Annotated in this window: 7 protein-coding genes; 6 read left to right on the top strand and 1 reads right to left on the bottom strand. The window is 69.9% G+C overall.

Translation table 11 applies throughout. From position 1 onward, the window contains the following. Positions 1 to 8: 8 nt before the first annotated feature. The 6 genes from AC07S4_RS00110 to AC07S4_RS00085 all read left to right on the top strand — a co-directional run bounded on the left by AC07S4_RS00110 (position 9) and on the right by AC07S4_RS00085 (position 10,061). Positions 9 to 989: a response regulator gene (locus tag AC07S4_RS00110; protein ID WP_494984662.1), complete on the top strand. Its 981-nt coding sequence runs from the start codon at positions 9 to 11 to the stop codon at positions 987 to 989. A gap of 12 nt (positions 990 to 1,001) precedes the next feature. Continuing rightward, positions 1,002 to 4,490, top strand: coding sequence for a hybrid sensor histidine kinase/response regulator (locus AC07S4_RS00105; RefSeq protein ID WP_494984661.1), 3,489 nt, complete (start codon positions 1,002 to 1,004; stop codon positions 4,488 to 4,490). A 36-nt stretch (positions 4,491 to 4,526) separates the two neighbouring features. Then, positions 4,527 to 5,645, top strand: coding sequence for a response regulator (locus tag AC07S4_RS00100; protein WP_494984660.1), 1,119 nt, complete (start codon positions 4,527 to 4,529; stop codon positions 5,643 to 5,645). Positions 5,646 to 5,878: 233 nt separating this feature from the next. Beyond that, the gene (locus tag AC07S4_RS00095) at positions 5,879 to 7,594 is read left to right on the top strand and encodes a methyl-accepting chemotaxis protein (protein WP_494984659.1); all 1,716 of its coding nucleotides are present in this window, start codon (positions 5,879 to 5,881) and stop codon (positions 7,592 to 7,594) included. A 36-nt stretch (positions 7,595 to 7,630) separates the two neighbouring features. Continuing rightward, positions 7,631 to 8,125 carry a chemotaxis protein CheW gene (locus tag AC07S4_RS00090; RefSeq protein WP_494984658.1) on the top strand — a complete coding sequence of 165 codons (495 nt, stop codon included), beginning with the start codon at positions 7,631 to 7,633 and terminating at the stop codon, positions 8,123 to 8,125. 268 nt (positions 8,126 to 8,393) lie between these two features. Next, the gene (locus AC07S4_RS00085) at positions 8,394 to 10,061 is read left to right on the top strand and encodes a methyl-accepting chemotaxis protein (RefSeq protein WP_494984657.1); all 1,668 of its coding nucleotides are present in this window, start codon (positions 8,394 to 8,396) and stop codon (positions 10,059 to 10,061) included. On the opposite strand, the gene AC07S4_RS00080 is transcribed toward AC07S4_RS00085, so the two are convergent. After that, complete coding sequence (locus AC07S4_RS00080) at positions 10,040 to 11,752, bottom strand: methyl-accepting chemotaxis protein (protein WP_494984656.1); 1,713 nt, start codon at positions 11,750 to 11,752, stop codon at positions 10,040 to 10,042. The genes AC07S4_RS00085 and AC07S4_RS00080 overlap by 22 nt on opposite strands. Positions 11,753 to 11,759 lie beyond the last annotated feature (7 nt).

The following is an 11,759-nucleotide window of genomic DNA, read 5'->3' as shown; positions in this document are numbered from 1 at the left end:
AGCAAACAATGGACAAACAACTGATCCTGGCGGTCGACGACGAAAGCGGCAATCTGCGCATGCTCAGCGTGATCCTGGGCGACACCTACCGCGTGCTGTGCGCCAAGGACGGCGAACGCGCCCTGGCGCTGGCGCGCGACATGCAGCCGGAGCTGATCCTGCTCGACGTGGTGATGCCGGAACTGGACGGCTACGAGGTGTGCCGCCGCTTGAAGGCGGACCCGGCCACCGCCGCCATCCCCGTCATCTTCGTCACCTCTCAGGGCGAGACGGCCGACGAGGTGCGCGGCTTCGCCTGCGGCGCGGTGGACTACATCGGCAAGCCGGTCAGCCCGCCCATCGTGCAGGCGCGGGTGCGCACCCATTTGTCGCTGGTGCGCAACGAGGAGCTGCGCGCCAGCCGCCTGCAGATCGTGCAACGCCTGGGCCGGGCCGCCGAGTACAAGGACAACGAAACCGGCATGCACGTGATCCGCATGAGCCAGTACGCGCGCCTGCTGGCCCTGGCGGCCGGCCTGGGCGAAGCGTTGGCCGACGAGCTGCTGCACGCCGCGCCCATGCACGACGTGGGCAAGATCGGCATTCCCGACCACATCCTGCTCAAGCCGGGCAAGCTCGACGCCGACGAATGGACCGTGATGCAGACCCACGCCGCGATCGGCGCCGACATCATCGGCGAGCACCCGTCCGGCGTGCTCAGGCTGGCGCACCGGGTGGCGCTCGAACACCACGAGAAGTTCGACGGCAGCGGCTATCCGAACGGCCTGGCCGGCGAGCAGATCCACATCGCCGCCCGCATCGTGGCCATCGCCGACGTCTACGACGCGCTGACCTCGGCCCGCCCGTACAAGGCCGCGTGGCCGGACGAGCAGGTCATCGCCTACCTGACCCAGCAGCGCGGCAGCCATTTCGACCCCGGCCTGGTGGACCTGTTCCTGGGCTTGCTGCCCGAGGTGGCCCAGATCCGCGCGCGCTGGCGCGACGCATAAGGGCGCCCGCCGATGCCGACCTCCATGCCCGCGCCCCTGCCCGAGCGATTGCTGCGCCTGGCGCTGCGCGCGCTGGCGCCCTGGCTGGCGCTACTGCTGGCGCTGTGCTGCGCGCCATGCCTGGCCGCGCCGGCCGCGCCAGCCGCCGCGCCCGGCATCGCCGTGCTGCTGCCCTATGGTCCGGGCGCGCCCGGCGTGGACCTGTTCGCGGCCGACTTGCGCCAGCAGCTGATGGCGCGCGGCTACAATTCGGCCGACATCTACATCGAGCACCTGGACCTGGAGCGCAATGACAACCCGGCCTACCGCCGCAACCTGAAGCAGCTGTTGCTCGACAAATACCGCGCGCGCCGCATCGGCGTGCTTGTCACGGTGCTGCAACCCTCACTCGACTACCTGCTGCTGGACGCGCCGGAACTGGCGCCCGGCGCCGCCTTGGTGACAGTGCTGGCCGACCTGCGCCCCGAACTGCCGCTGGGCGGGCGCGCCATCCTCGCGATGAGCCGCAGCTTCAACTACGCCAGCACCTTCCAGCAGGCCATGGCCCTGTTCCCCGCCACCCGCCATGTGGAAGTGGTGGCGGGCGCCAGCGCCAGCGAAGCGCGCGAGCTGGCCGGCCTGCGCGCCGCCATGCAGGCGACCGGGCGGCCGGTCACCATCGGCGACACCAGCGCGTTGTCGCTGGAGGAAACGGCCGCGCGCGTGGCCGCCCTGCCGCCGCACTCCATCGTGCTCGGCCTGACGTTGCGGCGCGACCGCACCGGCCGCAACTTCAACCGGCTCGAGGCGCTGGAGCAGGTGGCGCGCAGCGCCCGTGCCCCCTTCTTCGTGCTGTACGACCTGGGCATCGGCGACCGGGGCTTCCTCGGCGGCCACGTGTTCAGCATCCGCGACGAAGCGCGGCGCGCGGCCGACCATGCTTACGACCTGAGCACCGGACTGCGCCGGGCCGTGCCCGGCGTCAGCATCATCGCCCCGCAGCAGGTCACCATGTACGACTGGCTGCAGCTGCAGCGCTGGGGCGCCGACCCGGCGCGCCTGCCGGCCGGCACCGTCTTCATCAACCGCCCGCCGCCGATCTGGGTGCAGTACCGCGACGCCGTGCTGGCCACGGCGGCCGTGATCCTGCTGCTGGTGGCGCTGATCGCGGCCCTGCTGTGGCAGGTGCGCCGCAAGACCCTGGCCGAACGCGCGCTGGGCGCCAGCGCGGCGGAACTGGAGCGCCACCGCCAGAACCTGGCGCAGCTGGTGGACGAACGCACGGCGGCACTGACGGTGGCGCTGGCGCGGGCGCAGGAAGCCAGCCAGGCCAAGAGCGCCTTCGTGTCCAATATGAGCCACGAGATCCGCACGCCAATGAACGCCATCATCGGCATGACCGGGCTGGCGCTGGAACTGGAGCTGGGACCGCGCCAGCGCGGCTACCTGGACAAGGTGCAGCGCGCCGCCGAGAACCTGCTCGGCATCATCAACAACATCCTCGACTTCTCGCGCGTGGAGGCCGGCAAGCTGGCGCTGGAGTCGATCGCCTTCCACCTGGACGACGTGATGGAAAACCTGGCCAACATCCTCGGCATACGGGCCGAGGCCAAGGGCCTGGAGCTGCTGTTCCGCGTGGACGCCGGCGTGCCGGGAGACCTGCAGGGCGATCCCTTGCGGCTCGGGCAGGTCCTGATCAACCTGGGCAACAACGCGCTCAAATTCACCGACAGCGGCATGATCGTGGTGGCGGTGGCGGTGGAGCCGCAGGCGGCGCCGGACGAAGACGCCGTGGCGCTGCGCTTCTCGGTGCGCGACACCGGCATCGGCATGTCGGCCGAACAATGCGAGCGCCTGTTCCAGTCCTTCAGCCAGGCCGACAATTCAACCACCCGCAAATACGGCGGCTCCGGCCTCGGCCTGGCCATCAGCAAGGAACTGGCCGAGCTGATGGGCGGGCGCATCTGGGTCGAATCCACGCCGGGCCAGGGCTCGGTGTTCCACTTCGTGGCGCGCTTCGGCCTGCCGGCGGCGGACGGCGCGCAGGCCGCCGCCGCGCTGCGCGGCAAGCGCATCCTGGTCGTCGACGACAATCCGGAAGCGCTCGACATCACGGCGTCCCTGTGCCTGGCGCTGGGCATGGAGGTGGCGCTGGCGCGCGACGGCGTCGAGGCGCTGGAACTGCTGGCCGCCCAGCCAGTGGACCTGGTGCTGATGGACTGGAAGCTGCCGCGCCTGGACGGCATGGACTGCGCCCGGATGCTGCAGTCCGGTCCCGGCGCGGCGCCGCCGGTGCTGATGATGACGGCCCACGGCCGCGAGGACGCCACCGCCGAAGCGGGGCGGCGCGCGGTGCGCCTGGCCGGCGTGCTGACCAAGCCCGTCACCGCCACCCGGCTGGCCGAGGCGGCGGCGCAGGCCATGGGACTGGACGCGGCGCCGCGCGCCGCGCACAGCCAGGACGACGACGGCGCGCAGGCCATGGCCAAACTGGCCGGCGCCCGCGTGCTGCTGGTCGAGGACAACGAGATGAACCAGGAACTGGCGCTGGAGCTGCTGGGCAAGGCCAGGGTGACCGCCGTGCTGGCCAACAACGGCCAGGAAGCGCTGGACCTGCTGGCACGGGACGGCCCCTTCGACGGCGTGCTGATGGACTGCCAGATGCCGGTCATGGACGGCTACACCGCCGCGCGCGCCATCCGCCGGCAGCCGCAATGGCGGGCCCTGCCCATTATCGCCATGACCGCCAACGCCATGACCAGCGACCGCGCCGCCGTGCTGGAGGCCGGCATGAACGACCATATCGCCAAACCGATCAACGTGCGCCAGATGTACCTCACGCTGGCGCAGTGGATCACGCCCGCGCGCCCCGCGCCGGCGGCGGCCCTGCCGGCCGCATCCCAGCCGGACGCGGCGCCCGGCGGTGCGGCCCTGCCCGCGCTGCCCGGGATTAAGCTGCAGGCCGGCCTGGCGGCCATGGGCGGCGATGCCGCCCTGTACCGCCGCATGCTGCGCAAGTTCCAGCGCGACCAGGCCGGCTTCGTCGCCGCCTTCTCGGCCTGCCATGCGGCCGGCGACGCGGCCGGCGCGCGCCTGCTGGCGCACACGCTGCGCGGCACCGCCGGCACCATAGGGGCGCTGGCGCTGCAGGCGGCGGCCACCGCGCTGGAGCAAGCCTGCCGCCGCGAGGACGGCCACGGCGGCATCGCCGCCGCGCTGGCCATTGCCGACGCCGCGCTGGGCGAGGTGCTGGCCGGCCTGGCCGGGACCATGCTGGACGCGCCGGCGCCGGCCTCCGCAGACCCGGCCGCAGGCGCGCCGGCGTCGCGCGCCGAGCTTGACCGGCTGGCAGCCCTGCTGGCCGACAGCGACTCGGCGGCGCTGGCGCTGGCCGAGCAGCTGGCGCGCCAGGCCCGCGGCACCGACGAGGAAGCCTGCCTGCACGCGGTCGCCGAGGCGGCGGCGGAATTCGACTTCGAACTCGCCCTGCGCACGCTGCAGGACGCGGCACAACTACAGTAATTCAACGGCAAGCAGTCAACCAGCAGGAGCGCAAGCATGGACCAGGAACACGGCGTCACGCACAAACCGGTGATACTCATCATCGACGATTCAGCCGCCAGCCTGGCCGTGATGAGCCAGCTGCTGCAGGGCGAATTCAAGGTCCAGGTGGCCACCAGCGGCGCCAAGGGCCTGGCCATCGCCACCTCGGGACGCCCGCCCGACCTGATCCTGCTCGACATCATGATGCCGGGCATGGACGGCTACGAAGTGTGCCGCCGCCTGAAAAGCGACCCGGCCAGCCGCGACATCCCGGTGCTGTTCCTGACCTCCCAGGACGAGGCCGACGACGAGCGGCGCGGCTTCGAGGCCGGCGCGGTCGACTACATCGCCAAACCGGCGCGGCCGCTGATCCTGTCGGCCCGCGTGCGCACCCATCTGAGCCTGAAGGCGGCGGCCGACTTCCTGCGCGACCAGAACGCTTTCCTGGAGCGCGAAGTGGCGCACCGCACGCGCGAGGTGATGGCGATCCAGGACGTGACCATCATGGCGCTGGCCTCGCTGGCCGAAACGCGCGACAACGAGACCGGCAACCACATCCGCCGCACCCAATACTACGTGCGCGCGCTGGCCGAGCAGCTGCGCGGCCACCCGCGCTTTGCCGCCTACCTGAACGAGCGCAACATCCTGATGCTGTTCAAGTCGGCCCCGCTGCACGACATCGGCAAGGTCGGCATCCCGGACGCCATCCTGAAGAAGCCGGGCCGGCTCACGGCGGAGGAATTCGAGATCATGAAGACCCACACCACGCTGGGCCGCGACGCCATCGAACACGCCGAGTCCGAGCTCGACGGCAGCGTCGACTTCCTGCAGACGGCCAAGGAGATCGCCTATTCGCACCAGGAAAAATGGGACGGCTCCGGCTACCCGCTGGCCCTGGCGGGCGACGCCATCCCGGTCAGCGCGCGCCTGATGGCGCTGGCCGACGTGTACGACGCGCTGATCTCGCGCCGCGTCTACAAGGAGCCCATGACGCACGAGCAGGCCGCCGCCATCCTGCGCCAGGGGCGCGGCAGCCATTTCGACCCGGACGTGGCGGACGCCTTCTGCGCCATCGAGGACGAATTCCGCGCCATCGCCGCGCGCTACCGCGACAGCGACGGCGAGCTGCCCTGAGGCGCGCCGGACCGAGTCCGGCGCCTGTCGCCACATGGCAAGCGCCTGTCGCCCAATGCGCAGGCCGCGCGGCCCTTTCGCCATAAAATTCTTGCATCGGTTATTTCCATATGGAAATTACAGAACACGCCCGCAAGACTAGCCCCTCCCTCCGCCCCGCGCCTCCGGCCTGTGCGGCCAGGCAAGGCGGCGCGCCCAGGCACTCGCAACAAAAATCACAAACGGAAGCAAAAATGAATTTTCAAAACATGAAGGTGGGTTCGCGCCTCGGCGTCGGCTTCGGCCTGCTCATCGCGGCATTGCTGATTGTCAGCGCCACCGCCGCGCTGCGTTTCCAGTCGCTCAACAGCCAGATCGACGACCTGGTGCACCACCGCATGCAGGTGCTGCAGGAATTTAATGAACTGAAAGACAACCTGAACGCGATCGCCCGCGCCGTGCGCAACGTGGTGCTGCTGACCGATCCCAAAGACGTTTCCGCCGAGGCGAGGAAAATCGCCCCGCTGCAGGCCCGCAACAGCGAGCTGCTGGCCGGTCTGGTGCGCTCGGTCCGCCTGCCCAAGGTGCAGGAACTGCTCAAGACCATTAACGCCGTGCGGCCCGAGTACAACCAGCAACTGGCCGAGGTGATCCGGCTCGGCGAGACCAATGCCGGCGACGATGCGAAGGCGGCCACCGCCATCATCACCGGCCCGCTGCGCGCCAAGCAAGCGGCCCTGTTCAACGCGGTGGACCAGTCGCTGGTGCTGCAGCAGGAGATCGCCGCCGCCATCGGCGAGCAGGCCAACCAGGCGGTCAAGGCCGGCCTGGCCCTGGTGGCGTCGATCGCCGCCGCGGCCACCGTGCTGGGCCTGGCGCTGGCCGGCCTGATCTCGCGCGGCATCACGCGCCAGCTGGGCGCCGAGCCGGCCGAACTGTCGGCGGCGGTGGGCCGGGTGGCCGACGGCGACCTGTCGCTGCGCCTGCCCCTGCGCAGCGGCGACACCGACAGCGTGACGGCGGCGGTGGCCCGCATGCAGCAGGCGCTGGCCACGGTGGTGACCAATGTGCGCCAGGGCAGCGAGGCGGTGGCGTCGGCCAGCACCCAGATCGCCCAGGGCAATATGGACCTGAGCGGCCGCACCGAATCGCAGGCCAGCGCGCTGGAGCAGACCACCGCCAGCATGGAAGAACTCAACACCACCGTGCAGCAGAACACCGACAATGCGCGCCAGGCCAACCAGCTGGCGCAAAACGCCTCCGACGTGGCGCTCCAGGGCGGCCAGGTGGTGGCGCAGGTGGTCGACACCATGAAGGAAATCAGCGGCGCCAGCAGGAAGATCGCCGACATCATCGGCGTGATTGACGGCATCGCCTTCCAGACCAACATCCTGGCGCTCAATGCGGCGGTGGAAGCGGCACGCGCCGGCGAAGAGGGGCGCGGTTTCGCCGTGGTGGCCAGCGAGGTGCGCAACCTGGCCGGGCGCAGCGCGGCGGCGGCCCGGGAGATCAAGGAGCTGATCAACGACAGCGTGCTGCGGGTGGAACAGGGCGAGGCCCTGGCCGACCGCGCCGGCGCCACCATGGAGCAGGTGGTCGGCGCCATCCGGCACGTGACCGACATCATGGCCGAGATCAGCTCGGCCAGCGTGGAACAGAGCGGCGGCGTGAGCCAGGTCGGCCAGGCCATCACCACCCTGGACGAAAACACCCAGCAAAACGCCGCGCTGGTGGAAGAAATGGCGTCGGCCGCCACCGCGCTCAATGAACAGGCCCACGAGCTGGTGCAGGCCGTGGCCGTGTTCAAGCTGGCGCACGACAGCGGCGCGGCGCCCCAGCCCGCGCGGGCGCGCGCCGCCGTGGCCGGCATCGCCAAGGCGGCGCGCCCTGCGGCCCCCCTGGCACTGGCACCCGCCGCACAGCGCCGCCATGTGGCCAACGCCACGGATGGCGACTGGGAAGAGTTCTAAGTCCCCCCACCCTCCACATCATTCAAGGCCTGGAAAATGAGCACAACTGAAACCACCGCCGCCGGCGCCACGCTGGCGGGCGAATATCTGAGCTTCCGCAACGGCGCCGAGGAATACGGCATCGACATCCTGAAAGTGCAGGAGATCCGCGGCTACGAAGCGCCGACCCGCATTGCCAACGCGCCCCAGCATGTGCTGGGCGTGCTCAACCTGCGCGGCGTCATCGTCCCTATCGTGGACATGCGCATCAAGCTGGGCATGGCCGAGGCGGCCTATGCCCACAACACGGTCACCATCGTGCTCAGCATCGCCGGCCGCACCGTCGGCATGGTGGTCGACGCGGTGTCCGACGTGGTCGAACTCAAGGAAGAGGAGATCAAGCCGGCGCCGGAGTTCGGCGGCAGCGCCGCCAGCCACCACATCCTGGGTATCGGCACCCTGGCGCAAGGCGAGCGGCAGCGCATGCTGATCCTGGTCGACATGGACAGGCTGATGGCGGCCGACGAGATCGAACCGGCCGGCGCGCAGTAAACCCTTCCCCACCCGCCGGGAGCGCGGCATGGCCGCCTCCCCGGCAGCGGCCCCGCTCCGGGCGCCGCGCATTTTCCTCCATATTGTGCCTATTTGAGACACGGCCGCGGCCGCGGGCGCCATTTCCGCGGCAGCTGGCGAAATATTGATCCAGATCAAAGTTTCGCCGCCGCTGCCCCTCTATTGTCGACTTGCACCAGTGCAAGAACAAGCCGTCCCTGCACTGCCCTCCCCCACCTAGTGAGCGCCACGCTGCGGAAAGTTCATCATGAAAATCAAACACCTGGGCATAGGCACAAAGCTCGCCCTGAGCTTTGCCTTCGTCATCGCCATGCTGATCGCACTGGCCAGCTTGTCCTTCCTGCGCCTGCAGGGCCTGAGCGAAGATATTCGCCTGACCAACGAGGACCGCTACCCGAAGACGGTGCTGGCGCACCGGATTAAGGACGAGGTCAACGAACAGGCGCGCAATATGCGCAATCTGCTGCTGATGTCGGAGCCGGACGAGCTGCGCAAGGAACACGACAGCATCGCCAACAGCAGCCGCGCCACCGCCGCCGGGCTGGCCCAGCTGGCGCGGGTGGTGAAAACCGAACAGGGCAGGAAGGAGCTGGAGCAACTGGAGGCGATGCGCAGCGCCTTCCTGCGGGCGCGCGACAGCTTCCTCGACCTCGCCAGGGGCGGCAGCAAGGCCGACGCCCTGCGCGCCCTGCTGGCCGACGTGCGGCCCAGGCAACTGGCCTATATGAACAAGCTCGACGAGCTGCTGGCTTTCCAGCAACAACTGATGGAGGCATCGGGCAAGCAGTCCGCCGCACAGGCGCAGCAGACCGAACTGCTGATCGTGGCGCTGGCCCTGGCCGCCGCCGTGGTGGCCGGGGCGCTGGCCTTGCTGACCACGCGCGCCATCACGCGGCCGCTGCAAGCGGCGGTGGCCGTCGCGCGCCGCGTTGCCGACGGCGACCTGACGGCGCACATCGAGGTGCAGTCGGAGGACGAAACCGGCCAGCTGCTGGCCGCGCTGAAAGACATGAATGCGGCGCTGACGCGCATCGTCGGCGAAGTGCGCAGCGGCACCGATACGATCGCAACCGCGTCCGGCCAGATCGCCAGCGGCAACCTGGACCTGTCCTCGCGCACCGAGCAGCAGGCCAGCGCGCTGGAAGAAACCGCCTCCTCGATGGAGCAGCTGACCGCCACCGTCAAGCACAACGCGGACAATGCCCGCCAGGCCAGCCAGCTTGCGGTGTCCGCGTCGGACCTGGCCGCCAAGGGCGGCGCGGTGGTGGCGCGCGTGGTGCAGACCATGGGCCAGATCAGCGACTCGTCGCACCGCATCGTGGACATCATCAGCGTCATCGACGGCATCGCCTTCCAGACCAACATCCTGGCCCTGAACGCGGCGGTCGAGGCGGCGCGCGCCGGCGACCAGGGGCGCGGCTTCGCGGTGGTGGCGTCCGAAGTGCGCAACCTGGCGCAGCGCTCGGCGGCGGCGGCCAAGGAAATCAAGCAGCTGATCGACGACTCTGCGCACAAAGTGGACAGCGGCGCGCAACTGGTGGGCGAGGCGGGATCGACCATGCAGGTCATCGTCAGCAGCATCCGCAGCGTGGCCGACATCATGGGCGAAATCACGGCCGCCAGCGCAGAGCAGACGGCCGGCATCGAACAGATCAACCAGGCGGTCGCCCAAATGGACGAGGTGACCCAGCAGAACGCGGCGCTGGTCGAGGAAGCCGCTGCCGCCGCCAGCGCCATGCAGGACCAGTCGGCGCGCCTGGTCGAAGTGGTGAGCGTTTTCAAGACCAGCACGCAGGCGCCGGCGCCGCCGCCGGGCCTGCCCGCGCTGGCGGCCGCCCGCAGCCCGCGCGGGCAGGTCCAGCTCCGGCCGCGCGCCGCCCGGCTTGAGGCGGATCAGGACTGGGTGGCGCTCTGAATTGCGTTGGCGACCAGCCCCGGCCTGCCCCCGGCGCGCGCGGCGGATGCAGGCGCGACGGAAACAGGGAGGGCCATGCCCCGGCTGGAACTTCCAGCCGGCAAGCCGCACTGCCCCGTGCCGCGCTGCCGGACGTGGAAGACCGAGACCGCGCGCGACAGCTGCACGGCCTGCTCGTCCAGGCTGGCCGCCGCAGCCGCCGCCTGCTCGACCATGGCGGCATTCTGCTGGGTCCCCTCGTCCATCTCCGTCACGGCGCGGTTGACCTGTTCGATGCCGCTGCTCTGCTCGTGGCTGGCGGAGGCGATCTCGGTCATGATGCCGGCCACGCGCTGCACCGACGCGATAATTTCCGTCATGGTGCTGCCGGCGTTGCCGACCAGGCGGTTGCCCAGTTCGACCTTGCTGACGGACTCGTCGATCAGGCCCTTGATCTCGGTGGCGGCGGCCGCCGAGCGCTGCGCCAAACTCCTGACCTCGGTGGCCACCACGGCGAAGCCGCGCCCCTGCTCGCCGGCGCGCGCCGCCTCCACCGCAGCGTTGAGCGCCAGGATATTGGTCTGGAAGGCGATGCCGTTGATCAGGCCGATGATGTCGACAATCTTGTGGGCCGAGGTGCTGATCTCACCCATGGTGGCGCGCACTTCGGCCACCGAGTCGCCGCCCTTGACCGCGATCTGCGCGGTGGCCGCCACCAGTTCGCTGGCCAGGCGCGCGTTGTCGGCGTTCTGGCGCACCGTGGAGGCGAATTCCTCCATGCTGGAGGCGGTTTGCTCCAGGCTGGAGGCCTGCGCCTCGGTGCGCGCGGACAGGTCCAGATTGCCGTCGGCAATGCCGCGCGTGGCCGCGCCCATCACATCGACGTTGGCCCTGACGTCGCCGATGATGGCCATCATGTTGACGTTGATTTGCTGCAGCGAGCGCAGCAGTTGCCCCATGTCGTCGCCCCAGGTGACGTCGACCGCGCCGGTCAGGTCGCCGCCGGCCAGCGCGCGCGCGGCCGCCGTGGCGGCGCGCAGCGGCAGGGTGACGGTGGCGCGCAGGGCCTTGGCCAGCACCAGCGCCAGCAGGACGCTGAAGCCGGCCATGCCGGCGCACCAGCCGGCCGCCGCGCCCGCCAGCGACGCACAGGCGATGCCGCCGGTGGCGGCGCTCAGCACCGCCATCAGCGTCAGGCCGATGTTGAAGCGCCGCTGTATTGGCAGCTCCTTCCAGGCCCGCGCCTTGCCCGCCAGGCCGGTGGGCACGATCTGGCCCTGGCGCACCGCCAGCCGCCTGGGGTTGCCGGCGGCGAGCTCGCGGTAAACGCTATCGGCCGCCGCGATCTGCGCGCGGCTGGGCTTGGAACGCACCGACATATAGCCGGTCGCGCGGCCGCCCTCCATCACCGGCGTGACATTGGCCACCACCCAGTAATAATCCCCGTTTTTGCGGCGGTTCTTGACCATGCCGGTCCAGGGCAGGCCGGCCTTGAGGGTGTGCCACAGGTCGGCGAAGGCCGCCTCCGGCATGTCCGGGTGGCGCACCAGGTTGTGCGGCGCGCCTATCAGTTCTTCCTCGCTGAAGCCGCTGACCTCGACGAAGTAGGGATTGATATACGTGATCTTCCCCTTCAGGTCTGTAGTCGAAACGATGGGCTTGCCGTCCGCCATTTCATATTCCGTGCCTGTGACCGGCAAATTTTTGCGCATCTCGTCT

This window comes from Pseudoduganella sp. GW821-FHT05F09 (assembly GCF_059419605.1).
The sequence above is the reverse complement of the archived record's forward strand: the minus strand, read 5'-3'. Positions and strand labels throughout refer to the sequence as shown.

What these genes read in the sequence shown, in the direction of transcription:
- AC07S4_RS00110 (WP_494984662.1), top strand. Translation starts at nt 9, where the DNA reads ATGGACAAACAACTGATCCTGGCGGTCGACGACGAAAGCGGCAATCTG.
- AC07S4_RS00105 (WP_494984661.1), top strand. Translation starts at nt 1,002, where the DNA reads ATGCCGACCTCCATGCCCGCGCCCCTGCCCGAGCGATTGCTGCGCCTG.
- AC07S4_RS00100 (WP_494984660.1), top strand. Translation starts at nt 4,527, where the DNA reads ATGGACCAGGAACACGGCGTCACGCACAAACCGGTGATACTCATCATC.
- AC07S4_RS00095 (WP_494984659.1), top strand. Translation starts at nt 5,879, where the DNA reads ATGAATTTTCAAAACATGAAGGTGGGTTCGCGCCTCGGCGTCGGCTTC.
- AC07S4_RS00090 (WP_494984658.1), top strand. Translation starts at nt 7,631, where the DNA reads ATGAGCACAACTGAAACCACCGCCGCCGGCGCCACGCTGGCGGGCGAA.
- AC07S4_RS00085 (WP_494984657.1), top strand. Translation starts at nt 8,394, where the DNA reads ATGAAAATCAAACACCTGGGCATAGGCACAAAGCTCGCCCTGAGCTTT.
- AC07S4_RS00080 (WP_494984656.1), bottom strand. Translation starts at nt 11,752, where the DNA reads ATGCGCAAAAATTTGCCGGTCACAGGCACGGAATATGAAATGGCGGAC.